Raw genomic sequence first — 26,261 nt, forward strand, 5'->3', positions numbered from 1 at the left:
AAGAGGCCCTGCTGAACAGGGCCTCTTCGCAATGCAACAGTCAGAGCCGCGCGGGCGGCGCGGGCGGTGGGAACGGCCGGCTCCCGACGGGTCCCGGCGGGCCGGCGGCGGGTCAGGAACCGGCACTGGCCGGATTGGCCGGCCAGCTCATCCGGATCACTCCGCCGTCTTCGCCGGAGGAGACCTCCACATCGTCGACGAGGCCGCTGATGACGGCGAGCCCCATCTGATCGTCGGCCCCCTCGCCCTCCGCTTCCGGCTCCGCGCCCTCGACTCCGGCAGCCGCGCCGCGACCCGCGCCGGGGACCTCGTCGCCGACCTCGATGGAGAACGCCTTCTCCTCCTCGGTCAGCACCACCCTGACGGGCGCCACGATGCCGTGGCTTCGGTGCAGCCCCACCGCACGGCTGCACGCCTCTCCCACCGCGAGGCGCACCTCGTCCAGCGCTGCCTCGTCGACCCCGGCCCGACGCGCGACAGCGGCCGCCACCAGACGGGCGGTCCTGACGTGCTCGGGCTGAGCGCTGAAGCGGAGCTCAACGGTAGCCATGCATCCCCCTCGGGCGTTCGAGCGTGCTCACGGGGCCCCGGGCTGGCTGCCCGGTGCCCTCACTTCCTTCTCCCGGCTTCGGCCGACTGTGGGTCCCGGCGCGCAGCCGACCGGCTGCGCGCCGGCGGCCTCTTCCGGCCGCGTCGGCCCGCCACCGGCCCTTTCGGCCTTCTCGGGCCCTTCCGGCCTCCGCCGACCTTCTCCGGCCGACTGTGGGTCTCGGCAGCACGGCCGGGCCTCAGTCGGTGGCCTCCACGGCCTCCTCGACCGTGTTGTGGATCGGGAACACCTTGGTCAGGCCCGTGATCCGGAAGATCTTGAGAATGCGCTCCTGGTTGCAGACCAGGCGCAGCGAGCCCTCATGGGCGCGCACGCGCTTCAGTCCTCCCACGAGCACGCCGAGGCCGGTGGAGTCGAGGAAGTCCACGCCCTCCATGTCGACGACCAGGTGGTAACTGCCGTCGTTCACCAACTCGACCAACTGCTCGCGCAGCTTGGGCGCGGTATACACATCAATCTCGCCACCGACCTCGACGACCGTGCGGTCGCCGCCTCGGCCGGTCACAGTGCGAGTCGACAGGGACAGGTCCACGGATCCTCCAGCACCTTGCTATCGAGCGGCCGCCCCCGCAGGTCTCCCCGGCGGAGCCGGAGGACGGTCGCCAGCCGCGATGGCATTCAATCACTTACCAGCAGCCATGCACGACGCCTTGGGCCCATTGTCCGTCACGCCGGTGACACACTCGTGCCGATGGCCAGGAATCCGCGTCCCAGACGACCACCCGAGAGCCGGGAGACCCGGCCCTCTCCTCATGCGGTCCTCGACCGCCTCGCTGCGGGCGCGGGCCGGGCTGCGCGCATCACTCATACGGAGCACTTGCCCCCCAGGCCGGGTCGCCATGCAGTCTGGCCGCACCGCATCCGCCCCGAAGTGATCAACGCCATTCAGCAGGCCGGCATCGACCACCCCTGGGCCCACCAGGCCGCCGCCGCCGAGCACGCCCTGGACGGCGAGTCCGTCGTGATCGCCACCGGCACCGCCTCCGGCAAGTCGCTGGCCTACCTCGTGCCCGTGCTCTCCACCCTGCTCGACGGATCAGAGGCGCCGAACGGCAGGGGGACCACGGCCCTGTACCTCGCGCCCACGAAGGCCCTGGCGGCTGACCAGCGACGCGCCGTGGCGGAGCTCGCTCAGCCCCTGGGCAACCGGATCCGGCCCGCGGTCTACGACGGCGACACGCCGGTAGAAGAACGCGAATGGGTCCGTCAGTACGCCAATTACGTCCTCACCAACCCCGACATGCTGCACCGGGGGATCCTCCCGTCCCACCCCCGCTGGGCCTCCTTCCTGCGCGCTCTGCGCTATGTCGTGATCGACGAGTGCCACACCTACCGGGGCGTCTTCGGCTCCCATGTCGCCCAGGTGCTGCGCCGGCTGCGCCGGGTGTGCGCCCGATACGGCGCACACCCCGTCTTCCTCCTTGCCTCCGCCACCGCCGCGGAGCCGGCCGCGGCTGCCGGACGGCTCGTCGGGCTGCCCGTGCGGGAAGTCGCCGACGACGCCTCCCCGCGCGGCGAGCTGGTCTTCGCCCTGTGGGAGCCGCCGCTGACCGAGCTCCGCGGCGAGAAGGGCGCCCCCGTCCGCCGCACCGCCACCGCCGAGAGCGCCGACCTGCTCACCGATCTGACCGTGCAGGGGGTGCGTACCGTGGCCTTCGTACGCTCCCGGCGCGGCGCCGAGCTGATCTCCGTGATCGCCAAGGAGCGCCTGGCCGAGGTCGACCGCTCACTTCCCGGGCGTGTCGCCGCCTACCGCGGCGGCTATCTTCCCGAGGAGCGACGTGCCCTGGAGCAGGCCCTGCACTCCGGGGAACTGCTCGGTCTTGCCGCCACCACCGCCCTCGAGCTGGGGGTGGACGTCTCGGGCCTGGACGCGGTGGTCATCGCCGGCTATCCGGGCACCCGCGCCTCCCTGTGGCAGCAGGCGGGCCGGGCAGGCCGCTCCGGAGAGGGCGCCCTCGCGGTGCTCGTCGCCCGCGACGACCCGTTGGACACCTATCTCGTCCACCATCCCGAGGCGCTGTTCCGGCAGCCCGTGGAGTCGACGGTCCTCGACCCCGACAACCCTTACGTCCTCTCCCCCCATCTGTGCGCGGCAGCCGCCGAGCACCCGCTGACCGAACCCGACCTGGAACTCTTCGGCCCGTCCGTCCCCGCGCTCCTGCCCCAGTTGGAGGCCGCCGGCCTGCTGCGCCGCCGGGCCTCCGGCTGGTACTGGACCCGCCGCGAGCGCGCCGCCGATCTCACCGACATCCGGGGCGAGGGCGGGCGGCCGGTCCAGATCGTGGAGGCGGCCACGGGCAGGCTGCTGGGCACGGTCGACGCCTCCGCCGCCCACACCGCCGTCCACGAGGGGGCCGTCCACCTCCACCAGGGCCGCACCTATCTCGTGAAACAGCTCGATCTCGAAGACCCCCGCAGCGCCGTCGCCCTCGTCGAGGAGGCCAGCCCGCCGTACTCCACCACCGCCCGCGACACCACCTCCATTTCCGTCCTCGAAACCGACACAGAAGTCCCCTGGGGGGACGGACGCCTGTGCTTCGGCTCGGTGGAGGTCACCAACCAGGTCGTCTCCTTTCTCCGCCGCAAGCTCATCACCGGCGAGGTGCTCGGCGAGACCAAGCTCGACCTGCCGCCCCGCACCCTGCGCACCCGGGCCGTGTGGTGGACGGTCACCGAAGGCCAACTGGACGCCGCCCGCGTGGGCCCCGAGCAGCTCGGCGGCGCGCTGCACGCCGCCGAACACGCCTCCATCGGCATGCTGCCGCTCTTCGCCACCTGCGACCGCTGGGACATCGGAGGAGTCTCCGTGCCACTCCATCCGGACACTCTTCTCCCGACGGTCTTCGTGTACGACGGCCACCCGGGCGGGGCGGGCTTCGCCGAGCGGGCCTTCCACACCGCCCGCGACTGGCTCACCGCCACCCGCGAGGCCATCGCGTCCTGCGAGTGCGAGGCAGGCTGCCCGTCCTGCATCCAGTCCCCCAAGTGCGGCAACGGCAACGACCCGCTCCACAAGAGGGCTGCCGTACGCCTTCTCACGGAACTGCTGCGGCACGCCCCCGTGGAAGCAAAGGCCCGGCAGGAAGCACGGGACCCACAGGAACCACAGGGCCCATCGGCGCCGCTGGACCCGCCCGTGCCCTGATCGCGGGGGCATACGGGCCGAAGCGGGCCCGCGCCGTGACGTCCGCGACCTCGCCGCGTACGGCGCAGCGCACCACCGCCGCCCCCTGAGCGCGCGCTGTCCGGGCAGCGACCGCGCAGGCGGCGGAAGCGCCGTGGAGCGCCCGGTCGGCCGCGGCGAGCGCGGCCAGATCCGCCGCCGCAGCGGCCCGGTGACGGGCGGCGACCGCCTGCCCCAGCGCCAGGGCCGCCGCGAAGACCGCACAGAGCACGGTCACCGCCACGGCGGTCAGCACCGTCGCCGACCCCCGCTCCCCGGGCCGCTCCCCTGGTCGCTCCCTGCTGCTCATCGCGCCGCCTCCCCTCGCACCGCCGCGCTTCCGACGGCGTCCTCAGCCAGCGCGGCCGCCTCGGCCCTCAAGGTGAGGGACAGCGCTCCCGGGCCCGGGGCCCTTGCCTCCACCCGCACCCGCCACAGATCGCCCGCCCGAAGCAGCGTGATCCGCGCGCCCTGCGGGGCAACCGCCCGCGCCGCCCCGACAGCCACGGCATACGGCTCGGACCGCGCAGCGGCACGCGCTCCGGACCGCGCCGCGTCCACGCACTGGATCTGCGCGGCTGCGGCCGTCAGCGCCCAGACCAGCGCCATGGCGAAGACCACGAGTGCCGGCACGGCGATCGCCGCTTCCGCCGTCACCGAACCCGTGTCCCGCGGCCGCCTGCCCCGCAGCCGATCAGAACTGCGCATTGAGCGCTTTGCCGATCACCGACTGCAGCGCCCCTGACACGGCCGCGCTGGTGACGATCTTGTAGAGCACGGCTGCGAACGCGCAGGCGGCGATCGTTCCCACGGCGTACTCGGAGGTAGTCCTTGCTTAGTTCATGTGTCTCTTTGATGTAGTCCGAGATCAGTGGCAATGTCAAAGTCTCTTGCACTCCTCTGAGTCTCAAACATACCGTCCTCGGCATGCATCTGATCTTCTACAGCCGAACGGGCTGGGAGGGCTGGGAGCTTGGACGTCAGCCGCTGATCCCCGAAGGCATGCCGGTCTTGATCGACGAGGACCTGGCCTTCGAGGACGGCGGCGTACTCCGGCCCACGGTGGCGGCCAACCGCTGGCTGCGCGAACTCCCTCTCAACGGCGCTCGATCTCATAGGACTTGGAAGAACTACGCACAGGCTCTGCGCTGCTGGCTGGAGTTCCTGGCCAGGATCGGCGTGGATCCGCTCGGGGAGCGGCAGCCCTTGCGGGAGGCGCTGAGCGCGTTCTCGGAGTACCGGTTCGCGGGGCCGCTGGAGGCCCGCTGGGACGAGGGCACGTGGGACCAGAACATCAACACCGTGGCGCGCTTCTACGCGTGGGCTGAGGATGAGGGGCTGTGCCCGGCTGTGCCGTTCACGTACCAGATGGTCCGTCGGTACACCGAGGCCGGCGTGCAGCTCGCGCGGCGGAACACGGCTACGGTGCGGAGGGCGAAGCCGCATGTCACGGTGAAGTATCTGGAGAGCGACTTCCTTGAGCTGTTCGTGCGGGCGCTGGCCGGTCTGCGCCCGGACGGGGAGCCGGACTCGTTCCGCGGCCGTCACCTGGGGCGCAACGCCGCCATGGGGTCGCTCGTGGCGTCCAGCGGTCTGCGGGCCCAGGAGTTCACGCACCTGCTGACGTACGAGCTGCCTGCTCTGCCTGCCCGCAGTAGCACGGTTCCGGTCCGTTTCCCGTTGTCCGCGCAGATCACGAAGGGCAGGAAGGCGCGCCAGACGTGGGCGAGTTACGACGTCCTGGCCGATGTGCACCAGTACATCGAGCTGGACCGCGCGATGCTGGCGGAGGGCCGCCGTTACCGGCCTGACCCGCGCCTGGGTGAACCAATGATGATCACTGCCCCGGATTGGGAGGGCGGGAAGGTCAACGGCCGCCGGGTCTCCTGGCGCAAGCTGACGTTGAACGAGCGACTGCGGCTGGTGACGCCGGAGGGCACGCCCGCGATCATCGCGGTGCAGTCGGACGGCACGCCGTTCACCGACTGGGCGACTGTCTTCCGCCGGACCTCGGAGCGCATCCGGCGGGACTTCGAGCCGCGGTTCCCGACGGTCGGCCCCCATGTCCTGCGCCATACGTTTGCGATGGCGACACTGGAAAGGCTGGTCAAGGGCCACTATCAGAGGGCGGCGGCCCTGGTGGCGGACGCCGGTGAGGACGCCGCGCTGTCGCTGTACCTGACGAAGGCGGACCCACTGATGGTGCTGCGGGATTTGCTCGGGCATTCAAGCGTGACCACTACGGAGATTTACATCCAGCGCCTGGACGTGCAGCGGATCTACCGCGAGCTCTACGACGAGGCGGGCAAGCACAGTGGCCAGTTCGCCGCCGAAGCGGACGCCGAGTTCAACGACGAGGAGGGTGCCGCATGGTGACCCGTGTCGAACACGACCCGCTGCGCATCGAGTTCACTTTCCCCCACGATCCGGCCTGGACGGGCGACTTGAGTTCCACGGCCAACGAGAAGCTTGCGGAGGACCTCGCCCACGGCCTGGTCCAGATGGTGCACCCGCTGGGCCGCATCACCGCACGTCAGAGCGCGGTGACCTACACGTCGACAATCCGCCGGATGGTCGCGGAACTGGCCGCGCTGGGCTTTGACGGAAGCCTGGCGGATCTGCGCACGAGCCACGTCCTTGCGTACTGGATGTCCGTCGGCGGCAGGCGCGTCTTCCACACCCGGCGCCTGCTGGCCGGCTGCGGGGACCGCGTGGACGCCGGCATTCGGGCCTACCTGGACGGCAAGGCCGTCAAGAGCCCGCCCCGGAGCAAGCCGCTCAAGCCGTACACCGACGGCGAGTGGCGGCAGATCGAGGCCGGGCTGCGGGACTATCTGCAGCAGGTCATGGACCGTCAGCGCGAGGTCCTGGAGCTGGCCGCCCTGGGTCCTGACAACTCCGACCTCGGCCGGAACCGGCAGAACTTCGCGTGGCTGCTGCGTGAGCACGGCCCGCTGAAAGTCCCGGCCGCCGCCAAGGTTCTGGGGCTGACCGTGGACTACTTCCGCGACGGCATCGGCGGCCAGTACCGGGACGTGCGCGGCGCGATGTACCCGCCGGTGCAGGTGGCGACGGCCATGCGGCTGTTGTTCGGCGTCTACAGCGGCGTCGTTCCGGACGGGATCCGGGACCTGGGGCTCGAGGACTTCACGTGGACCGGGGACCGCACGGTGCTCATGGACTACGTCAAGGGACGCCGCGGCCCGGAATCGGTGAACCTTCCCGCTCGGGCCGTGCGGCTGCTGGAGCGCTGGCTGGAGCTGTCGGAGCCGGTGCGGCGACTGGCTCCGGAATCGATAGCCGGCGACTTGTTCGTCTTCCTGGACACCGAGTACCGCAGCACGGACGGCGCGAAGTCCCAGCTGTCGGCGCTTTCCACCCGGGCCGCCCCCAAGAGCGGGAACAAGGCCCGGCGTCAGCTGGCGAAGGAGCTGGATCTGCGTACGGACGCGGGAGAGCCGCTGCTGTTGCACTCGGCGCGGATCCGGACGACATACCACAACGTGCTGGCGCGTCGGGGCTGGACCGGCCGTACGAAGATCGACCCGAATCACACGGCCGCGGTGGAGGGCAGCCACTACGTCTCGACCACGACGCCGGCCCAGGCCGAGGCGGTGGAGGCCATCATCGAGGACGCCCAGGCCGACATCCTGCGCCGCAGTCGCCCGCCCATCGTGCTGAGCGACGAGGAGGCCGCCGAGTTCGTCACCGAGCAGCCCGAGCAGGCAGCCCGCCTGGGCCTGGACGCCGAGGCGATGGCCGAGCTGCTGGGCGGAGAGATGGACGTGTTCACCGCGGCGTGCGCCAACCAGCTCGCCGGACTCCACGGCCCCAAGGGCAAGCCGTGTCCGGCCCGGCCCTGGGTGTGCCTGCTGTGCCCGCTGGCGGTCTTCACACCCCGGCACGCACCCAATCTGCTGCGGCTGAAGGCCTATTTCGCCCGTCAGTCGCGGCAGCTCACCGTGCAGCAGTTCCTCGCGGTGTTCGGCCCCTACGCCGACCGCCTCGACCACGACATCCTGCCCCGCTTCGACACCCGCCTGCTGGAGAAGGCGGCCGGTGAGGTGGACGACATCGACTCCGAGCTGCCGCTTCGGCCCGAGGAAGGAACCCAGTGACCCGCGCTACCGCCCTGGTCGTCGAGAGCCCCGCTGGCCCCATCCCCCGCCAGTGGGCCCTGAAGTCCCCGTTCGCGGGGCTGGACGTGTGCCGCGAGGCCGGATGGGACATGTGGCCGGACGGGCCGCGTCCCGTGTTCGACGAGGACTTCTGGGACCTGTCGGCAGTGAAGTTCCCCAAGGGGGTGCGGAGCAACGTCAAGCGCCTGGACTTCACCGGCATCACCAACCCGGCCCTGCGGCTGACCGCCAAGGAGTACGTGTTCGCGCTGGTCGTGCCGGACCATGAGCGTGTCCTTGCTCTGCCGGAGGCCCGGCGGGATCCGTACAAGCCGGAGTCGGCGTTCAACTTCTGCGTGCAGTTGGTTCGGTGGATGAACTTCGTGACCGAGCAGGGCATGTCGTCGCTGAGTGAGGTGATGCAGGAGCACTGCGAGGTGTACCGGGAGTTGCGCTCGCGCCGTACCCGCATGCGCCGGGCGGGCAGTGGGCCGATCACGCCGGGCACCATGCTGACGATCCTGCGGCCGGTGGTGGACCTGGCCACCTACCGCGATCTGTTCACGGTGGATGCCTACCGGCCCGGCTTCACGCCGTGGGAGGGGCACACGGTGAGCGAGGTCGCGGGCTGGGAGACCTATGCCATGTCCTCGACCCCGCCGGTGGCGGATGAGGTGTTCCAGCCCACGGTGGCAGCGGCTCTGTATCTGGTGGAGACGCTCGGGCCGCTGGTCGCGGAGGAGTTCGAGCGCATGCTGGAGTTCCGGGCGAACAGGGGCGGGCAGAATCCGAGGGCCGTCACGGCGAAGCACCAGGCAGGCGTCGCTGCTGCCGCCGAGTGGCATGTCCGGGAGCGGGTGCCGCTGCTGGCGATCGACGCCCGGCAGGTCACGCGGCGTGTCAAACGGGGCTGGCGACCTGACGATCCGCTGCTGAATGTCGATGTCGGTGAGTTCTTCGGGCAGGCGACCGGCTCGAGATACGCGAGGGTCGCGGACCACCTGGTTGAGGATCTTCGTCCGTTCCTGGAGCCCGTGGTGGCCGAGGTGGGGGTCGCGGGCATGTTCGGCCGGGACGCCTCCCGGGTGCCCCGCGCCGACGACCCGCAGCAGCTGGCGCCGTGGACTCTGCCTCTGACGGGGGACGAGCTGAAAGGCCTGCAGATCGTCAGCCTGGCGGCCTGCCGGGTCCTGGTCGCGGCCCTGAGCGGCATGCGGGCCGGGGAACTGGACGAGATGACCGCCGACTCCCCCCAGCCGCCGGTCACCGTCTCCGGCGGCACCCAGCGCTTCAAGCTGGGCAGCAAGCTGATCAAGGGGCAGGAGTTCGGCGGCGTCGCCGAGGAATGGGTGGTGCTGGAACCGGCCTGGCGGGCGGTGAAGCTCGCCGCCCGCCTCAACCAGGCCCGGGTGGGCGAGCGGGCTTTTGCCCGCTCGCCCATGGACTTCCTGCACAAGAGAATGCGGGAGTGGGTCAACAGCCCCGCCGGCCAGCGGCTCGGCCTGGCGCCGATCCCGGCCGGGCCGGTGAACGGACGGATGCTGCGGCGAACGCTCGCTCTGTCGCTGGCCCACCGCCCCGGCGGGCTGCTGGCCGCGAAGATCCACCTCAAGCACGTCTCCGTGGTCACCACCGAGGGCTATGCGATGCGGCCCGGCGGCTCCCAGGGCAACCTGCTGGCCGAGGTGGAACGGGAGCAGGACAAGAACCACCTGAAGCTCACGAAGGAGGCCTTCGAGGACTACCGCGCGGGCCGCATGCCGGCGGGCCCCGGGGCCCGTGAGCTGATCAAAGCGTTCGAGCACATCGACGCCTCGCTCAAGGACCACGAGGCGGGCACCGCAGCGGTGATGGAGGCCGAGCGGCGGCTGGAGAACCTGCTGCGGCAGCAGTCCAAGCACCTGCATCTGCAGACCGCGAACTACTGCTGGTTCCGCGACCCGCACAAGGCCCTGTGCCTGAAACTGGCGGGCACCCCGGACGCGACGAAGCCACTGGGCGGGATGTGCGATTCCGCCCGCTGCCCGCAGGCCACCCACCACCCCTGTCACCTGCCCGTTTGGCAGAGTCAGGTCGGCACCGGCAAGGTCTTCCTGGCAAACCCGCGCTTCCCCAAGGGCGAGAAGAAGCGGCTCGAGCCCGAGGTGGAGCGGGCCCAGCGGGTGGTGGACGAGATCCTCCATGCCACACAGGCCGAAGCCGAGGAGGTGAGCTGAGCATGGCGCGCATCAGCGACGAGACCCGCACGCGCAACGAGCAGGCCATCCGTGCGGCGATGGACCGGATGCTGCGCGGCGAGCTGCCGCCCGGCGGCAAGTGCGATCTCAAGACCCTCGCGGCCGAGGCAGGGGTGACCCGCACCGGCTTCTACCCGAAGAAGAACCGTGACGGCACCGAACGCCCCGGCCCCTACCAGCACCTCGGCGAGGAGTTCGAACGCCGCCTGAGGGCTCTGCAGGACGCCGGGGAGGTCCCCGACCCCCGCACCGCGCAGATCGAACGCCTCAAGGCCGAGGTCGCCCAGCTCAAGGACCGCGTCGCCGCCCGGGATGCGGCCCTGCGCGAGCTGGAGGACTTCCGCGTCCAGGCCGTCTCCCGGCTGGCCGCCCAGCACGAGGAGATCACCCGCCTGCGCGGCCAGGTCGCCCAGGCGGGCGAGGCGGGCAACGTGCGACGTCTTGCGGGCGCCGGGGACCGCACGGCGCCGTTCGGCTCGTGTAGCTGACCGGGACGGCACCGGTTGGTCCGCCCCCGCCGCACCGGCGGACCAACCGGCATCGTCAGGGGCAGGATGCTTCGCGGGCCAGTCCCGCCTCCCACTCCTCACGGTCGGGCTGCGGCAGGGCCTCGATTCGCTCGGTCAGCGGCGGCAGGGCCTCGCTCAGGGCCGTGGTGCCAAGGTTCAGGACGTATACGCCGTGGTCGCGGTATGGCCGGAACCCCAGGCGGGACCAGGTGCGTTGGAGGGCGCTGACGGCACGGTCGTGGGCGGCATCGTCCTTGAGGCCGGTGCGGTCCAGGGGCGAGGGGTAGCAGGCAGCCCCGCGGGCCCCGGCCCCGAGCCGGGCGATGGCCTTGCCTGCCAGCACCGCGCCGACGCCGAACCCACGCCACGGGCGGGCCAGCTGTGCGGAGTTGAGCAGGAGCATGCCGGATCCGAACGGCTCGGCGTACTCGTCCAGGTCGTCGCGGAAGTGTCCGGTGGAAGGGTCGAGGATCGACTCGGCGATCACACCGACATCGCCGTCGTAGCCGTCGAGGACGCCGAACAGGTCACGGGTGGCATAGGGGTCGGCGCGGTAGAACTCGAAGCCGCCGACGCGCTCGACGCTCGTATCGCCCTCCAGGTCATAGAGGTCAGCGGCCACATGCCAGATCTCAGGCTCGTCCTCGCCGGTGTCCCACCAGCTCTGCTCGCAGGTGTAGGTGAGGCGGATCGCGCTGACGGGGCCGGGCAGCGCCCGCGGCTCGGGCGCCGTCACGCGCGGGCCGCCGCGGCCCGGAGAGCCCCGCGTCCTGCGTCGGTGATCTCGACGAGATCGCCGTGGCTGCCGTCCGCGGGCACCACCACGCGCACCAGTTCCCGCTTCCACAACTGCGCCGAGACGCCGTACCAGGCGATCTGCCGCTCGGTCCACGCCTCGTGACCGGGGTGGTTCTCGTCCATGCCGGGCTCGGCGGGGTTCAGGGCGGGGAAGCAGTCGGACATCACCAGCGGCTTGGGCGAGTCGGCGATCATCTCCAGCAGGTCACGTTCATCGGTACTCAAGGCCATGCGCTCCACGCTACGGCAGCCCACGGACAGTTCCCGCGCGATGCCTTCACCTTCCGTGGTTTCCGGCAGGAGGTGCGGTCGGTGAGGTGACCGCGTCGCGTTCGAGGCTGTGACGCAGCCGCTCCTCACCCGCCTGCACTGCGCGCATCAGGTCACTGCACAGGGGCGCCGGTATGGTCCCGGCGCCGAGTCCTGCGGCGCGGACCAGGCTGGTCAGAGCCTGGCGCTGGGCGGTCGTCATCGCACGTCGAAGCGGCGGGTGGGTGAGCACGTCCCGGGCCGCGTAGCCGTCGGCGTGGGCCATGGCCAGGACGTCCGCCTGGAGCAGGGGGATCCGCTCGTCTGGGTGGGCTGCGGCCAGGGTCAGCGCGGTGATCCCAGCCCGGGTCCGGAAGACGGCCGTGCCGGGGGCAGGCTGCTGCTGCAGGGCGAGCACGGCGGTGAGCATGGCGTCGATGTGCATCGCCGGTACGGCATCGGCCTCTCGGTACGCGACGCTCAGCAGGTGCTGGACGGCGTCTTCCCAGGGCTCGGCGGGCCGGCTGTTCTCGATCAGCGCCCGCGCCTCGTCGTGCTGCCGGTTGTGGGCGAGGGCGAGGATGGTGATCTGGCGGCCGTCGAGGAGCCGGGCGCCGACGCCGCGGTGGGCGGCTGCCGCTGCGGCGGCTTCGTGCCAGCGGCCGGCCTGGGCGAGGGCGCGGGTGCCGTCGGCGAGGAGCGCCGCCCACACCAGGGTGACGACGGTCTTGTGGCCATCGGCGGAGCTGGTGAGCCGGTGCAGGTGCACGGTGCGTCCGGCGATCTCGGTGGAGGTGCGGGCGCGGGCAGCGTGGAAGAGGGCCTCGAGCATGGCGTGGGCGCTGGTGCCGTCGCCTTCGCGGATGAGTTGCCGGGCGATGTTGAGGAGCGGCTGGAGGGCGAGCTTGACCGCCCAGGTGGGCAGCGGCCGTGCCTGGTCGAACACCGCGTACTGGGACCAGCACAGGTGGCGGGCGAGGTCGGGGAGGGCGCAGTCGGAGGCGATGAGGGCGGCCTTGTTGCAGATCTCGGCGGCGCGGACGGCCTGCTGATGGATGTTGCCGGTGGCGGGCTGCGCGGCCAGGTCCGTCAGCTGGCGGACCCGGGCGTCGAGGGGGAGTGCGGGCGGGCGGGGCCGCTGGATGAGCGGGAACCAGGCCAGGAGCCGGTCGTTCATGCCGGGCCCCCCGGGGCGCTTTGGTGCTCGTTGGTCGGGTCGGGGCCGAAGACGACGGCTTTGGCGCCTGCGGCGAGGGTGGCCTGGGTCGCATGCGGGAGCCCGAGCCGGTTGAAGGCGAAGATGAGGTGGTGCGCCAGGACCGCGCGCAGTCCGCGGTGCAGCCGGCCGTCGGCGGCGAGGGCAGCCAGTTCGCGGCCCGCGGTGGTGAAGGCGTGCGGCCAGGCGGCGGGGACGGTGAGCGGGGCGCCTTCGCGGGTGAGCTGGGCGATGTCCGCGGTCATCAGATGACGCAGACCGCCGTGCAGGGTCTTCAGGCGGCCGTCGGGCTGTCGCCGGGGAGGGTCGCGGTGGTCGGCCACGCGTGCCCAGACATCGCCCTGCTCGTACCAGTCGAGCCCGGCGGCGCGGAGCAGCGCGGTGCACAGCAGGATCGACAGCTCGCGGCGGCGCGGCCGGCCGGGGTGGCGGGTGAGGTGGTCGATCAGGTGGCGGCTGTCGAGGTGGAAGAGCCGGTGGGCGCAGGCCACGGCCTCCGGTCCGCCGAAGGCGTGGGTTTCCGGCTCGTAGATCACCGGGGTGACGGCGGTGATGTGCCGGGCCTGCTGGAGGGGGCCGAGGGCGTCAAGGAGGTGGTTCTCGGCCGCGGGCCGGTCGCCGGGTGGCTGGTAGCGGATACGCCAGTGGGGGGCCTTGCGGAGGAAGAACCACGGGCCGATGAGGCGGGCGGTCTCGGCGGTGTCCAGGAGCGGGACGAGGTGGGTGAGGGCGGTGTGCTCGGCGCTGTCCCAGTCGGGGAAGGCGATGTTGATCTGCCGCCAGGAGGTGTCCATGTCCGTTCGGCTCCGATTTCATCTATGCCAGGAGGAGGAAGGTGTCCCAGCCCGATTCCGGGGGCGTGTCGGTGCCGAGGGTGTGCAGGGCGAGCGCGCTGCCGGCGATGCCGTCCAGGAGTTCCGGGTCGCGCTGGGTGAGGTGGGTGATCTGGCGGGTGAGCCGCCCGGTCAGGCGGGGCAGTTCGGCCGTGAGGGCACTGGTCGTGGCGTCGGTGGCCATGCGCCAGGCGGCCTGGAGCAGCCCCGCGGTTCCGTGGCAGAGCCCGGTCTCGGTGAGCATGTTCAGCTGGGCCGGGTCCTGGAGGGTGGTGAGCATGGCGTGCTCGGCGGTCTGCTGGCGGGCGCGGTCGCCGAGGGCCATGCCGGCGAGTTGCTGGGCGCGGGCGGTGCCGGCTATGCCGTAGCACCACGAGGGCCTCGGCCGCAGCGCCGGATCGACCCGGTGGCGCCGGGCCTGGTCGAGGGTGATGAAGCCGGGCCACCAGGGTCCGGTGGTGTCGTGCCGGCGCCACCGGTCCATCCAGGCGCAGATCCGTTCCACCGCCTCGCGGGTGCCGGCGACGGCCGGGCCGTCAAGAAGGGTCAGGGAGAGCAGGGCGAGGACGGAGCCGATGCCGTGGGCCATGCCGAAGTTCCCGTGGCCCCCGGGATAGTCGGGGCTGATGTCGCCGTCGGGTGCCACACCGGTCCACCACGCCGGGAGCCCGTGCTCCTGGGGGCGGGGTTCGGTCAGGCGTACCAGGTAGGCGAGGACGTCGGCGGTGATCGGGTGGTCTGGGTGACGTGTGAGGTGGTAGGCGCCCAGCCCGGCCAGGCCGCGGATCACGTCGAACTCCTTCATCGCCGGGGCCTGCCCGCTCTCGATGCGGGCGTGGGCGGCGGCCAGGCGCCGGCGGGTGACGGTGATCGTGGCGTCGTCCAGCTTCTTCAGGGCGCGCTGGTACCGGCTGGAGTCTGCTGCGGCGGCGTTCATGGCGAACGCCAGGGCCGGGGCTCCCATGTAGAGGCTGGCGTTCGCGGCGGCGGTCAGGTCACCGGCGGCGGCCGAGGCCAGCCAGGTGTGCACGGTGTCCCAGTCGCCGCGGCCGCAGTGGGCGCGTTCGATGTGGAGCAGGGCGATGCCCGCGGCGCCGCCCGCCAGCGACTGCGGCCACGCTCGTCCGCCCGGCGGTGCCGCATCCCAGGCGGTGCGCGGGTCGGACAACTCTGTGGCCAGCGTGTCGGCCAGGGCCAGCGCCTGCGGTATCGGCCTCACGATGCTCTCCTGGTTGCGCGGGCGGTCCAGCTGAGGGCCGCGGCGCGGGCCAGGTGCACGCAGCGGCGTTCGGCTTCCATGCCGAGGCCGGCCATGCGGGTGTGGTGCAGGTGCAGCAGCTCCGGCAGCACGACGGTCGCCGTGCTCCCTCCCGTGTTCGCGAGAGCGCGGCGGTAGGCGGCCAGCGCCTCGCGCCGCCTCGTCCACCGGGCGATGACCTCCCCTCCCCAGGGCTGCCCGGCCAGGGCGGTGCGGTCGTGGGGGTTGGCCAGGGTGATCGCCTGGTCGTACAGGCCGCGGTCGGGTGCGGTGCCGGTGTTCTGGGCGCAGTCGATGAGCCACCGCATGGCCTCACCCGCCTCGCCGATCAGCCCGATGGTGAGGTCGAGCATGCTGGCTGCGGTCAGGGCCCGCTGGTCGGGCCCGTCCTTGGCCGCACAGGCGGCCCGTTGCGCGGCGGCGGTCATCGAGTCCGCCGCGAAGTACGCCTCGGCGGCCTCCCACGCCTCTTTGCCTCCGAAGCGGGCGGTCTCGGGGAAGTCGGTGTCCCACTGCACCCGGGCCAAGAGCCCGGCTTCGCGGAGCCGCCTCGTCCATGCGCCGATCGCCGCGGCGGCGTCGGCGGCCTGGCAGTCGGGGACGGTCAGGCGCAGCCGCAGGTGATCGTCGGGGTCGCGGTAGGGCAGGAACCACCACCGCGCCTCGTCGCCCAACTGGTGGAGCAGGTGGGGCAGATGGCGGGTCAGGATGCTGGTGTGGCGGTAGGGGTGTGCGTAGAGCTTGATGAAGAACCGCCCGTCGCAGCCGGGCAGGCGGCCCGGCTCGCGCTCCGCCACCGGGTTGGTGTGCAGCCAGTGCGGCGCCTCGACGGGGCTGGTGGTGGTGAGGGGGATGACGGCTTCGTGAGGGCGGCCGTCGATCCAGCCCGCGTCGGCGGCACTCTCGGCACGCAGGACCGCCGTGCCGTCGCGCCGCATCTGCGTATGCAGCAGGGCCCGGTGGGAGGGTTCGGCCAGATCCAGGCGGAGGCGCTGGTCGCCGTCGCCCAGGTAGACGGTGCTCGGCACCGCGGCCAGCTCGCGCCACGCGGACAGGGACCGCTCCCACTGCCCCCAGTCGGCTGCGGGGTCGGCGAGGTCGGCGCCGGTGAGCCGCCATCGGGCCGGGGACAGGATCGTGCGCCCGTAGCGCAGCGCGGGCAGGAACGGCAGCCGGGCGGCTGCTCCCCAGTCGAAGGTGGTGCACGGGACGCTGAGCGCGTTGGTGGCCTCGGTGAGGAACCGCACCAGCGGATGGGTGCGGCGGGTCGGCTCCACCGCGTTCATGGTCACGAACTCCAATGGCCGGCGCCGCGAGATCGATATCAGGTGCAGGCGGTGGGCGTCCGCGGTGACGGCGACGTCCTCCACGGGCACCAGATCCGTGCCGCCGTCGTCGTGGCACTCGCCGAGGCAGACGGCGGCGGGCATCACCTGCACGGTGCGGGCGACGTTCCCGGTGCCCGCATACAGCGGGGGCGCACATGCCTGGACCCTCAGCGCGTTCTCGGTCGCGGTGGACGCCGCCGCGTATGCCGCGGCCATCCGCTCCTGGTCTGAGGTGTCGAGCAGGCTCAGGAATCTGCCGGTCGTCGTCCCGGCGGACCGCGACACCCCCACGACCGCCAGTGTGAACTCCCCTGCATCCAGGGCCCGTACGCTGCGGGCCCCGATGCGTACGGTCACCTCCGTCGTCGGCTGGATGCGTATCTCCGGGCCGGTCTTCTCGGCCAGGTCGGTGACCATGGCGTCGTCCAGCACGATCTCGTGGCAGCGGCGCAGGGCCGCGTTCTGCGCGAGCGTCAGGAGCTTGGTGTCCCGCTCGTTCACGGCGGCGGGCGCCGGGGCGGGTGGGCCGCCGAGGAATCCGGCCGGGTAGCCCAGGCCCGTGTCGCTGTCCACCGCCTCAAGGAGCGGCACCACGGCGCGCGGCCCGTAGCGTTCCAGGAAGCGGCCGTGCCAGGCCACCCAGCCGGGGGAGAGCGCGGGGCGGCCCGAGAGCCGGACGAGCGCGGTGGCCGCCCGCGCGGCCTCCGCCGCGACCGCGGCGGGAAGCGTCACCTCGGCCTCGAGGCGCAGATCCACCGACAGCACTGGCCCGGCCACCGGGCTGAGGTCGCGCATCACCGCGGTGATGTCGGCGCGCTCGGCCTGGGCGGTCGACGGGTCGGTGGTGGTGTTGTGCCGTGCCAGCGCGCGGGTGATCTCGCGCAGCTTCACCGCCGGCTCGGCCGCCGCGGCGGTGCCCTGGGAAGCGAGGACGGTCAGCACATGGGCGAGCGGGTCCGCCGTCGTCATCGGCGGGCGGAGGTTCGTGACCAGAAGCCGCTGGTCGATCAGGCCCGCCAGGAGCCGGCTGACGGTGGGTGCGGGAACGTGGGGGAAGTCGGCGGCCAGTTGGGCAGCGAGATCCGCGGTGCGGATGGGGTCGCGGGCCGCGTCCAGCGCCGCCTTGACGGGTGTGGTGAGGCGGACCTGCACCTGCTCGGGGGCACCGCCGCCGCTGCCCGCGGGGCGGTGTTCCAGCACCACATGCCCGTCCCGCTCCACCGCGAGCGGATGAGCCTGGACCGTTAAGAGGGGCTGGAGTACCCGGTCGGCTTCCAGGCGTTCGATCACCGTCGCCAGCCAGGTGGCATCCGGCCGGGCGACGGCGCTGTGTCCGGTGCCGATGCGGGCTGCCGACACGCCGTCGATGCGGGCCGGCGCTACACCGGCGAAGAGGCCGAAGGGGGTGGCCCGGCTCGAGGCGCGCAGGACATAGCGCATGAGGGCGACCACCGCTTTGCGGACGGCCGGCTCGGGCAGTTGCCGCCCCTGACAGATCTGCTGGACGCGGTGTGCCAGCACCGGGCTGGCCTGCCCCAGGGCGGCGGCGAAGCCGGGGACTTGCAGGGTCTGCTCCAGCCATGGCCGCCACGACGCCGGGCCGTCGCCGTCGCCGGTCAGGTCGGGCCAGAACCGGATACGGCGATCCGGTGGCCAGGCCGCCGCACGCAGCATGGCCGCATCAATGGACTCGTACACCAGCCACCCCCTCATCGCCGCGTGGTGCCCGGCCGCAGGCGCGGCCGGGCACCACAGATCTTCACAAGCCCGGACGGCTACGGGCAGGTCGTCGAGCAGGCGGACTGGCAGGTCTGGCCGCAGCCGTCATCGGTCATCTGGATGAGCCGGTCGGCCTCGGGGCCGGACTCGACGATGGAGACATCCAGGTCCCAGCCGTCGACGCTCCCCTCCGGGCCCCCTGCTGCCGCGGGGACCGTAGTCACTGCTTCCTCGGACTGCACGGACACAACAACCTCCATGAGAGTCGGGTGGTGCACACAGCCCCATCCCCGGGCGGTCTGCCAGGGGGTGGGAAGCCTATGACCAGGAGACTTCGACGGCCCCGAGCCGCTTCGCCACGACCTTCGCGGACGGCTCAGCCGCTCCCTCGGGCATCGGCACGTAGCGGATGCGGGCGGCACCGCGGCGCCGGTGATCGCTCGCCCACCGCCGCAGCAGTTCCGCGTACCGCGCGGCGACCGTCTCAGCGTCGGGCCCGTGGGCGAACACCCCGCTCTCGAAGCCGCCGGTCTCCTCGTTGGGCCGCTTGGTCCGGTACGCGAAGCTGCCGCCGGCCACCAGAGCCGGGACACCGCGCGTCACCGACGGCGCGAGTACGCCCTGGTCGACCAGGTCCTTGCTGCCGTGCAGCATCACCATCTGGGGCGTGCTGGTCGCCAGGAACAGCTCCAGCTCATCGGGCATGTCGAAGGCGGCACCGGACCAGACCTCCACCCGCGGCGCGTGCACAGCGGCGGCCAGGGCCTTCGTGTCGAACTCCTGGCGCTGGTCGTCGAGCTGAAGAGCAACTCCGTCCGTGACCGGCAGGAGCCGCTCGGTGTAGGCGCCGCTGCCCTGCATCGGCACGAAGCCGCACAGCCGGTAGCTGTCGCTGACGAGGTCCTTGCCGTCGTGGTCGAACGCGAACGACCGGGTGATCCCTCGCATACGCAGGGGGACGACGACCCTGCCCCGCTCGGACATCTGCTCCCGCCATGCCGGCGGGATGTCCCATGCTCCCGCGGTGACGATGATCCGGTCGAACGGCGCGTGCTCGGGCACGCCGCCCTCAGCGTCGGCCAGCACCACCTGGACCCGGTCGTAACCGGCAGCGTCCAGGCAGGCGCGGGCGCGCTGAACGATCTCCGCGTCGATGTCGGCGGTGACCACCGTGCCCGCCTCTCCGACGAGCTCGGCGATCAGGGCGGCGTTGTAGCCGCCGGAGCCCACTTCGAGCACGCGCATCCCCGGCTCGATCTCGGCCTGCTCCAGCATCACCGCCTGGATGTGCGTGGCCGACAGCGAGCTCAGCGCCTGGCCCTGCCTGTCGCGCTTGATCACCAGTGCTTTGTCGGCGGCATACGCCGCCTGGAGCGGCTCTCCCGTCGCGAACAGGTGCCGGGGCACCGTCGCGACAGCCTTCGCGACCGCCTCGGACTGGAACACGCCCATCTCGTGCAGCTCGCTCACCATGGCCGCGCGGAGCGAGGCCGCCGTGTCATCGGTTTCTCGGACCGTAGTCATGACATCACCCTAGACATCTGTGATCGCGTTACGGGGACGGTTGGAAGAGCCAGATCCCGACTCGTATGGGGCAGCAAATCCACGGAAGTTGACGGTGCTGTCGGGCGGGTCTGGTGGTCCCGTCCCGTCCCGCCCGGGCCACTGCTCTCCGGGCGGGACGGGACGGTGGTGCAGCCCGCGCCGTGGCACGCGGGCTTCGCCGCCCTCGGGGGTGAGGCGGCATGAGCCGGTCCGCTGTCCTTCTTCGCGGTGACTGGACCGGCGTCCGGGGTCTCCTGGGCGGGCGGGGCGTCGAGGGCGACGGCCGCACTCGCTGAGTGCGGGGTCTGGCCGGCGACGATGACGCCCAGACCGAGCAGGTTCGCCGTGAGCAGGACGATCCCGGCGAACACGCCGTCCCCGTCCGGCTTCGGCGGCTTGGGCAGGCGGTGGCGGGCGCTCACTCCTCCACCGCCGCTGCGTCAGCAGGCGTGAGCAGCTCGGTCTCGCTGATGAGGGACTGGCGCTCGGTGCCGTTCTCCAGCCGCGCCCACACCAGGGCGCGGTCCGCGTCCACCCCGGCGTAGCCGCTGCCGAGCTGGACCACGGTGCCCTCGAACTCCTCCGGCTCCTCCCGGCCCCGCCGCTCGGGCGGCACGTAGGAGGTGCCGCGTACGCGGTCGCCGATCCGGAAGGGTGCCGTCTCCTGCCCGCTCACGCCGCGTCGCCTCCCTGCGCGGCCGGGGCGCCAACGCGCTCCAGGTCCAGGTAGATCTCGAAGTCCTCGGCGCTCCACCCGGCCGGCAGTCCGTGGGCCGCGCGGAAGGCGGCGGCCTCAGCGGCTATCGGGGCCGTGAGCTTCCTGCCCGCCGGGCACGGGCGCGTCGCCGGTTCGATGGAGCTGGAGCGCAAGGACATGCCGCCTCCGAGGGGGTCAGCCGCAGCGGGATGGGGTGGCCTGCCCCGACAAAGGCGCGGGGCAGGCAGGCCTCCTTCGTGCCCGCCGGTGTCCAACTTCCAGAATCCGGGGGCCCATTCACCGTGGCCGCAGGCATAGTGGGTCCGCAAGTGAAACCGCACCGAAAACGTCGCTGCGGGGAAAGTGGCACATGCCAGGGCAAGCGCATCGCTGTTTCAGCGGGCGCGTGCCGTGCCACACTCCGCACATCGCAGCGGCAGCGGACACATACGCCGGGGAGGCAAGCGGGTGCCAGCACGAGCCAGACCAACAGCACGGCGCATCGAACTTGGCTACGAGCTCAGAGAGCTGCGCAAGCGGGCCGACCTCACCCTGGAAGAGGCCGTCCACGGACTGCCCCTGTCGGACACCAAGCTCTACCGCGTCGAGACCGGACTGCAGGACCTGCGCAACGCAGGCGACCTGCGCAAACTCCTCGGCCGCTACGGCGTGAGTGAGGAAGAGGACATCGAGCGGCTGCTAGCGATCCAACGCGCGGCCTCCAGCCGCGAGTGGTGGACCCAGTTCAAAGGCTCGATGCCCTCGGGCATGCCCCGCTTCATCGGCATCGAGTCCGCCGCCGTCGAAATACAGGCCTTCCACCCCGTCGTGGTCCTCGGGCTGCTGCAGACCGAGCGCTACGCGCGGGCCCTGTACGAGATCGCCAAACAGGTCGAGGACACCACCAACGAGTTCATCGACCAGGGCGTCACCCTGCGGATGAAGCGCAAGGACTACCTCACCCGCGACGAAGAACCCGGCAGGCTGTGGGCGATCCTGTACGAGCCGGCCCTGCGCTACCTCGTCGGCGGCCCCGACGTGATGCGCGAGCAGTACGACGAGATCACCCGGCTGGCCGCGCTCGACAACGTGACCGTCCAGGTCCTCCCCCACACCGTGCGCGGGTACGTCGGCGTGAACGACTTCAGCATCCTTCACCTCGGCGACACGCTGCCGACCACGGTCCAGGTGGACAACGCGTGGGGCGCCTCGTCGGTCTCCGACACCCCGCGCGAAGTCGCGAAGTTCTCGCGGAAGTTCAACGCCCTGGTGGCGTCGTCCCTCCCGCCCGAGGACACCCCGAAGTTCCTGCACCAACTATCGCGAGAGATCACGGAATGACCACACACACCCGCACGCTCACAGCACCCGACCTGGACGGTGTGGCCACCTGGTTCAAGTCCTCCTACAGCAGCGGATCCGGCAACAACTGCGTGGAGGTCGCCGACCTGACCCACACCGCTCACCGCGCGGTCGCCATCCGCGACTCGAAGAACCCCAGCGGCCCCGTCCTGCTGATCGAGCCCGAGCACTTCGCCGCCCTCGTCGACGGCGTACGCGACGGCTGCCTCACCACCTGAACAGTCCGCCCTGATCCGAGCGGGCCGGCGCCGAGCGAGTCGAGTGCGCTCGGCCCCGGCCCGAGCACCACACCAACAACTCGATCACACAAGGGCAGAAACCGACATTGAGGGCAGCCTCGGCGGGGTGCGCTCTCCGGAGATCACCGCCGCATCTTCGGGGGAAGGACCAGCTGCAGCAGATATGGCCGCGGTGTCTGTGCGTTGCCACGGATGTCGGTCAGGAGATACACGGTGTCATCCGGACCGTGGGCGAACCCAGTGATGTGAGTGGTGTTCGGCAGCCGGAGGAGCAACGTAGGTGTGTGGTCGTGGATGTTGACGGCGTAGACGGCCTTCTCGAATCCCTGGACGCTGCGGCCTGCCAAGAGCACCGTGCGGTCGCCGACGGCGAGGGCGGCATCGGGAGTCAGAGGTGCCGAATCGGCCCAGTGCTCATGCGGGCAGCGCCAGTTGCGCTCGCCATCAGTGGTGACGCTGTGGCCGCCCCCGGCAATATAGAGCGCTCCGGCAGGGGTGAGGACGGCTTGATGGATCTGGCCGGGGAAGTCGACCTCCCAGGTGACGCTGTCGCAGAGGTTCGTTGCAAGCTGGGTGAGTGTGTGGCCGCCGTAGCCTTCGGGCGTACGCGGTCCGGACGAAGCGAACACCCACCCCCTGCTGTCGGGCCCGGGCACGAGCCAGCGGCTGCCCTTGAACCCGCCGCCCGCGACAGCAGCGCTGCCGCCCTTGCGGAAGCGCACCGCCGCCTCCTCGACCAGCACAAGCATGCTGCCGTCGGCCTCGGTGAACGCCGGACCGTGGCAGAGAGGCGGAGCGGCCGTCCACATTCCAGCGCCCATGTCGGGAGTGACCTGCAGGACACCGTCACGCGTCGTCCACAGCAGTCGTCCATCCCCCGTGGCGGCCACGCCGTCCACTTCCCCGGCTGTCCACGGCCCATCGGCAGTCAGAATGCTGGAGACAGCCAACCCGGCTTCCGGGCAAACGGGAAAGCCCTCCGGGGGCTGGTCGGCCGAGCGCAGGGCGGGCAGCGGCTCGCCTGCTGCAGTCGGGGTACTAAGAAGGTCCGCCAGGGACGTGTAGGCACCGCCGCGGCGACTCGTCACCGACAGCAGCTCATGGAAAAGGCGGTCCGCGCTGAACAGGCCAGCAACCAGCGCCTCCACATGATGCCGGTCCAGCAGGAGGATCTGCGCGTGGTACTCGGCCTTGCCGTAGACAGCTTTGGTGTAGCCCGACATGGATACGAAGAAGCCCTGAACACCGGGACGCCGAGTTTCCAGCCGTTCCTTGAGCTTGCCGATCGCCGACGCCTCAACCCGCTCGCGTTCCCACTTGGCTTCGAGAATGCAGCCGGTATAGCCAAGGGTGAAATGGACATCGATCTCGTCCCGCCCGTGCAGCCCGCGCTGATCACTGCTCGCGTCGTGCAAGTTGCCGCGGCGCAGCAGTTCGGCGAGGAAGGCGTTGAACTGCCTGCCGCGGGCCTGCTCCTGACCCGCAACTGTGTGATAGAGGGCGGAATAGGCGCTGACTTGGCCCATGACGCCCTGCCAGGGGCTGGATGCGGTGAGAAGACTGGAGGAGGCGTCCGGCATGACTGAACGCTAGCGCTCACACGCCCCGCCCATGGCCGAAACCAGGGAGGAGGTAACCGGGCAACCACCGCCGCTGCACTCGCTGACCCGGACGTAGCGGGGCTGAGGGGCGCATCCGGTCAGAGACACCCGCGGGGCCCGGGCCGGCGGGTTTGGTGTGAGAGGAATGCGGCTGTGGCGGCGTACGGGCCTCCCCGGCAGCTAGGCTTATCGACTGCAGAACGGTGCGCCCTGCTGCCCCGCGTGGAGGTGAGCGCTGTCCTGACATGAGTCGCGGCAGGGTGCCGCTCAGGGAGGAACCTTGCAGTTCACCGTCCTGCCCGCGCGGACGCGCCCTCCGGTGCCCAGCCCCCGCCAGGTGTTCCTGATCAAGGACGACTGGGACGACTACACCTTCAAGACGACCTTTCTGCTGCTCTACAGCGACGGCACGGAGATTCACCAAGTCGGGCAGGTCAAGATCGGCCGGTTCGGGATGCGCGAGCGTGAACGCACGACGCTGGCCGATCACTTCAGGTCCGTCGACGAAGGGTTCTTCTCCCTCGGCCAGGACGACACCTACTACGAGAAGCTCCGTGATCTGGGCGACGACGTCCGGCTCGCAGTTCTGGTCTCCCTGCGCGACGTCGCCTACGACCAGGAACTCTTCGCCAGAGCCTGCGAGGAAGAGGTGACGCGGACGTCGCTCCTTCGTTCGGTCTCCGGGGAGACGGTGGTCCATCAGTTCCATCGGATCGCCCGGGGCGGCGCCCGGCTCACGCCGTTCGACTTCTCTTACACTGCCCCGGGGTTCGAGGGCGTGGATCCCCTGACCCTGTCGTTCACGGTGAAGCCGGGAGCGTCGCCGCCCACGAACGTGCACGCTCTGATCGGCAGCAACGGCGTCGGCAAGACGCGTCTGCTCAGCTACCTAGCCAGAGCAGTCGCAGACGGCTCTGTGGCAGTGGAGGACGTCGGCCATGTCACGAACCTGACCGGCACGGGGCCGGTCTTCACGAACATGGTCTCGGTTGCCTCCAGTGCGTTCGACCTCTTCACTCCCGTGCAGGAGACCAACGGAACCCACCACGCCCATGTCACGCTCGCCCGTGGCAGCATCCATAGCTACGACGTGACGCCCGCCCAGCGCTTCGCTCAACTAGTCGCAGGGCTCACGGGAGCCCGGCTGGCTCGCTGGCAGACCGCCCTGTCCACCCTGGCCGAGGCCGACCCACTTCTCCGGGACGCGGACGTACTCGCAATCAGCAGGCTGGCGCCCGAGCACTCCCCAGCCGACTCTGAGGAGGCGTTTGACAGGCTCAGCTCCGGGCACAAGATCGTGCTGCTCGCCGTCACTAACCTCGCGGACCTCGTCACCGAAACCACCCTCGTCCTGATCGACGAGCCCGAAACTCACCTCCACCCACCCCTGCTTGCCGCGTTCATCCGGGCCGTCTCCGACCTCCTAGCCGACCGCAACGGCGTCGCCGTAATCGCGACCCACTCGCCCGTCGTCCTGCAGGAAACGCCGCGCAAATGCGTGTGGGTCCTGCGCCGGTCCGGGCAGGTTGTGCGAGCCATGCGCCCTGCCATCGAGACCTTCGGCGAGAACGTTGGGATCCTCACCCATGAGGCATTCGGGCTCGAAGTCACGCGATCGGGCTTCCACCGGGACCTGGAGCAGGCCGTGAACGAGGGCTTGGCCTACCACGAGGTCGTCGAACGCTTCGGCGGAGAACTCGGCAGCGAAGCCAAGAGCCTAGTGCGGGTGCTCATCTCCGTCCGAGACCGCCGGGAGCGCCTGTTCTGATGCGCCCGCTCCCGGCACCCGTGCACACCGCCCGCGACACCTACCTCCTCTGCATTAGCAGAATCCGCGACGACAGCCTCAAGCAGCGCCTAACTGGCTTCGAGGACGCCGTAGCCGAAGCAGCGGCGGTCTTCGACACCGCGGTGCGCGCCACCATCCTGCACACCCTCGATCCGGCAGCGTTCACGCCGGGCACCGCGGCAGACCACGTTGAGCTGCTGAAGAACTACACCCAGCGCATGGCCAAGGCAGCCGCCCCGGCCAGACCCGTCTACGACGAGTTGAGAACAGCACCTCCGCGGTGCCCGCTGTGCGACCACCGCGATGTCACCACTATCGACCACCACCTGCCCAAGAGCATCTTCGCCCTGCTCGCTGTCGCGCCGACGAACCTGATCCCCGCCTGCAGCGAGTGCAACAAAACCAAGAGCGACACTACTCCCGGCTGGGCTGAAGAACAGACCCTTCACCCATACTTCGACGACCTTGGCGACGTCCAGTGGCTCGGCGCCCAGGTCGCCGAGCAAACACCCACCTTCCTGACGTTCTTCGTCAACCCACCTCCCAGTTGGGAGAGTCTGCTGGCAGCGCGCGTCCGCTTCCACTTCGACGTCTTCGGGCTCGCTGCCCTGTACGGGGCACAAGCCTCCTCCTTCGTGGGAGGCCTTCAAGGATCCGCGCGGCGCCAGCACACGCTGGGGGGCGCCGCAGCAGTCCGCGCCTTCCTGGAGGACCTCGCCCACAGCTGGGAAGAAGGGGAAACAATAGGCCCTAACCACTGGACACCGGTCGCACTTCGAGCCCTGGCTTCCAGCGACTGGTTCTGCTCCATAGGTTGCCTCGCCTCTTAGTGCGTTGCGGCAAACTCGATCTTGTTCGAGCGGCAGCAAGTGATCGTCTGTACTGAGATTCGGGTGCGGTCCCGGGCATGAGAGAACGGGCCCCTTGGTAGTGACTCTGTTGCGACACCAGCACGATCATCGGCACGGAGTGTCCGGACCATAGATT

24 protein-coding genes and 1 pseudogene are annotated in these 26,261 nt (G+C 70.9%); 9 read left to right on the forward strand and 16 right to left on the reverse strand.

What is annotated here, in order from left to right:
• Nucleotides 1–112 precede the first annotated feature (112 nt).
• Both QCN29_RS02430 and QCN29_RS02435 read right to left on the reverse strand, forming a co-directional pair.
• Entirely contained in the window at nucleotides 113–550 is a 438-nt protein-coding gene (locus QCN29_RS02430) for an ATP-binding protein (protein WP_279925901.1), read from the reverse strand.
• A 238-nt stretch (nucleotides 551–788) separates the two neighbouring features.
• Complete coding sequence (locus QCN29_RS02435) at nucleotides 789–1,142, reverse strand: STAS domain-containing protein (protein WP_240134319.1); 354 nt, start codon at nucleotides 1,140–1,142, stop codon at nucleotides 789–791.
• A 159-nt stretch (nucleotides 1,143–1,301) separates the two neighbouring features.
• On the opposite strand from QCN29_RS02435, the gene QCN29_RS02440 reads away from it, so the two are divergent.
• Nucleotides 1,302–3,758: a DEAD/DEAH box helicase gene (locus tag QCN29_RS02440; RefSeq protein WP_279925904.1), complete on the forward strand. Its 2,457-nt coding sequence runs from the start codon at nucleotides 1,302–1,304 to the stop codon at nucleotides 3,756–3,758.
• Here the strand turns inward: QCN29_RS02440 and QCN29_RS02445 are convergent.
• The 3 genes and pseudogenes from QCN29_RS02445 to QCN29_RS02455 all read right to left on the reverse strand — a co-directional run.
• Nucleotides 3,649–4,086 carry an Rv3654c family TadE-like protein gene (locus tag QCN29_RS02445; protein ID WP_279925906.1) on the reverse strand — a complete coding sequence of 146 codons (438 nt, stop codon included), beginning with the start codon at nucleotides 4,084–4,086 and terminating at the stop codon, nucleotides 3,649–3,651. The two genes, QCN29_RS02440 and QCN29_RS02445, sit on opposite strands and share 110 nt — an antisense overlap.
• Nucleotides 4,083–4,433, reverse strand: a complete 351-nt coding sequence (locus QCN29_RS02450) for a TadE family type IV pilus minor pilin (RefSeq protein ID WP_318036684.1) — start codon at nucleotides 4,431–4,433, stop codon at nucleotides 4,083–4,085. Before QCN29_RS02450 ends, QCN29_RS02445 begins: the two co-directional genes overlap by 4 nt.
• Before the next feature lie 37 nt (nucleotides 4,434–4,470).
• A pseudogene (locus QCN29_RS02455) lies at nucleotides 4,471–4,605 on the reverse strand (DUF4244 domain-containing protein); the annotation flags it as partial.
• 98 nt (nucleotides 4,606–4,703) lie between these two features.
• Between QCN29_RS02455 and QCN29_RS02460 the strand changes: the two are divergent.
• The 4 genes from QCN29_RS02460 to QCN29_RS02475 are packed head-to-tail and all read left to right on the forward strand — an operon-like array spanning nucleotide 4,704 to nucleotide 10,619.
• The gene (locus QCN29_RS02460) at nucleotides 4,704–6,152 is read left to right on the forward strand and encodes a site-specific integrase (RefSeq protein ID WP_279925911.1); all 1,449 of its coding nucleotides are present in this window, start codon (nucleotides 4,704–4,706) and stop codon (nucleotides 6,150–6,152) included.
• Entirely contained in the window at nucleotides 6,146–7,894 is a 1,749-nt protein-coding gene (locus tag QCN29_RS02465; RefSeq protein WP_279925913.1) for a hypothetical protein, read from the forward strand. Before QCN29_RS02460 ends, QCN29_RS02465 begins: the two co-directional genes overlap by 7 nt.
• Complete coding sequence (locus QCN29_RS02470) at nucleotides 7,891–10,110, forward strand: hypothetical protein (protein WP_279925915.1); 2,220 nt, start codon at nucleotides 7,891–7,893, stop codon at nucleotides 10,108–10,110. The genes QCN29_RS02465 and QCN29_RS02470 overlap by 4 nt, the downstream gene beginning before the upstream one ends.
• Before the next feature lie 2 nt (nucleotides 10,111–10,112).
• A complete protein-coding gene (locus QCN29_RS02475; RefSeq protein WP_279925917.1) occupies nucleotides 10,113–10,619 on the forward strand; it encodes a hypothetical protein in 507 nt (168 codons plus the stop codon).
• A 55-nt stretch (nucleotides 10,620–10,674) separates the two neighbouring features.
• Here the strand turns inward: QCN29_RS02475 and QCN29_RS02480 are convergent, their stop codons facing one another.
• From QCN29_RS02480 to QCN29_RS02525, 10 genes are all read right to left on the reverse strand, one after another.
• Nucleotides 10,675–11,376 carry a hypothetical protein gene (locus QCN29_RS02480; RefSeq protein ID WP_279925919.1) on the reverse strand — a complete coding sequence of 234 codons (702 nt, stop codon included), beginning with the start codon at nucleotides 11,374–11,376 and terminating at the stop codon, nucleotides 10,675–10,677.
• Nucleotides 11,373–11,669 (reverse strand): hypothetical protein, encoded by a 297-nt coding sequence (locus QCN29_RS02485; RefSeq protein WP_279925921.1) that lies wholly within the window; start codon nucleotides 11,667–11,669, stop codon nucleotides 11,373–11,375. The genes QCN29_RS02480 and QCN29_RS02485 overlap by 4 nt, the downstream gene beginning before the upstream one ends.
• A 46-nt stretch (nucleotides 11,670–11,715) precedes the next feature.
• Nucleotides 11,716–12,864 carry a hypothetical protein gene (locus QCN29_RS02490; protein ID WP_279925923.1) on the reverse strand — a complete coding sequence of 383 codons (1,149 nt, stop codon included), beginning with the start codon at nucleotides 12,862–12,864 and terminating at the stop codon, nucleotides 11,716–11,718.
• Entirely contained in the window at nucleotides 12,861–13,697 is an 837-nt protein-coding gene (locus QCN29_RS02495; protein WP_279925925.1) for a thiopeptide-type bacteriocin biosynthesis protein, read from the reverse strand. The genes QCN29_RS02490 and QCN29_RS02495 overlap by 4 nt, the downstream gene beginning before the upstream one ends.
• Nucleotides 13,698–13,719: 22 nt before the next feature.
• Nucleotides 13,720–14,955: a lanthionine synthetase C family protein gene (locus QCN29_RS02500; RefSeq protein WP_279925927.1), complete on the reverse strand. Its 1,236-nt coding sequence runs from the start codon at nucleotides 14,953–14,955 to the stop codon at nucleotides 13,720–13,722.
• The gene (locus QCN29_RS02505) at nucleotides 14,952–18,020 is read right to left on the reverse strand and encodes a lantibiotic dehydratase (protein ID WP_279925929.1); all 3,069 of its coding nucleotides are present in this window, start codon (nucleotides 18,018–18,020) and stop codon (nucleotides 14,952–14,954) included. The genes QCN29_RS02500 and QCN29_RS02505 overlap by 4 nt, the downstream gene beginning before the upstream one ends.
• A 77-nt stretch (nucleotides 18,021–18,097) precedes the next feature.
• Nucleotides 18,098–18,289 (reverse strand): FxLD family lanthipeptide, encoded by a 192-nt coding sequence (locus QCN29_RS02510; RefSeq protein ID WP_398859093.1) that lies wholly within the window; start codon nucleotides 18,287–18,289, stop codon nucleotides 18,098–18,100.
• A 70-nt stretch (nucleotides 18,290–18,359) separates the two neighbouring features.
• A complete protein-coding gene (fxlM, locus tag QCN29_RS02515) occupies nucleotides 18,360–19,565 on the reverse strand; it encodes a methyltransferase, FxLD system (protein ID WP_279925931.1) in 1,206 nt (401 codons plus the stop codon).
• A gap of 439 nt (nucleotides 19,566–20,004) precedes the next feature.
• Entirely contained in the window at nucleotides 20,005–20,262 is a 258-nt protein-coding gene (locus QCN29_RS02520) for a hypothetical protein (protein ID WP_279925933.1), read from the reverse strand.
• Nucleotides 20,259–20,462, reverse strand: coding sequence for a hypothetical protein (locus tag QCN29_RS02525; RefSeq protein ID WP_279925935.1), 204 nt, complete (start codon nucleotides 20,460–20,462; stop codon nucleotides 20,259–20,261). The genes QCN29_RS02520 and QCN29_RS02525 overlap by 4 nt, the downstream gene beginning before the upstream one ends.
• 289 nt (nucleotides 20,463–20,751) lie before the next feature.
• Here QCN29_RS02525 and QCN29_RS02530 point away from each other — a divergent pair, with 289 nt between their 5' ends.
• Nucleotides 20,752–21,624 carry a helix-turn-helix domain-containing protein gene (locus QCN29_RS02530; protein WP_279925937.1) on the forward strand — a complete coding sequence of 291 codons (873 nt, stop codon included), beginning with the start codon at nucleotides 20,752–20,754 and terminating at the stop codon, nucleotides 21,622–21,624.
• Nucleotides 21,621–21,863 carry a DUF397 domain-containing protein gene (locus QCN29_RS02535; protein ID WP_279925939.1) on the forward strand — a complete coding sequence of 81 codons (243 nt, stop codon included), beginning with the start codon at nucleotides 21,621–21,623 and terminating at the stop codon, nucleotides 21,861–21,863. The genes QCN29_RS02530 and QCN29_RS02535 overlap by 4 nt, the downstream gene beginning before the upstream one ends.
• Nucleotides 21,864–22,006: 143 nt before the next feature.
• Here the strand turns inward: QCN29_RS02535 and QCN29_RS02540 are convergent, their stop codons facing one another.
• Nucleotides 22,007–23,464: a restriction endonuclease gene (locus tag QCN29_RS02540; RefSeq protein WP_279925941.1), complete on the reverse strand. Its 1,458-nt coding sequence runs from the start codon at nucleotides 23,462–23,464 to the stop codon at nucleotides 22,007–22,009.
• A 301-nt stretch (nucleotides 23,465–23,765) separates the two neighbouring features.
• On the opposite strand from QCN29_RS02540, the gene QCN29_RS02545 reads away from it, so the two are divergent.
• On the forward strand, nucleotides 23,766–25,253 hold the full coding sequence (locus QCN29_RS02545; RefSeq protein WP_279925942.1) for an AAA family ATPase: 1,488 nt from the start codon (nucleotides 23,766–23,768) through the stop codon (nucleotides 25,251–25,253).
• Nucleotides 25,253–26,104 (forward strand): hypothetical protein, encoded by an 852-nt coding sequence (locus QCN29_RS02550; RefSeq protein ID WP_279925944.1) that lies wholly within the window; start codon nucleotides 25,253–25,255, stop codon nucleotides 26,102–26,104. Before QCN29_RS02545 ends, QCN29_RS02550 begins: the two co-directional genes overlap by 1 nt.
• Nucleotides 26,105–26,261 lie beyond the last annotated feature (157 nt).

This window comes from Streptomyces chengmaiensis (genome assembly GCF_029846775.1).
GTDB classification, from domain to species: Bacteria; Actinomycetota; Actinomycetes; order Streptomycetales; family Streptomycetaceae; genus Streptomyces; species Streptomyces chengmaiensis.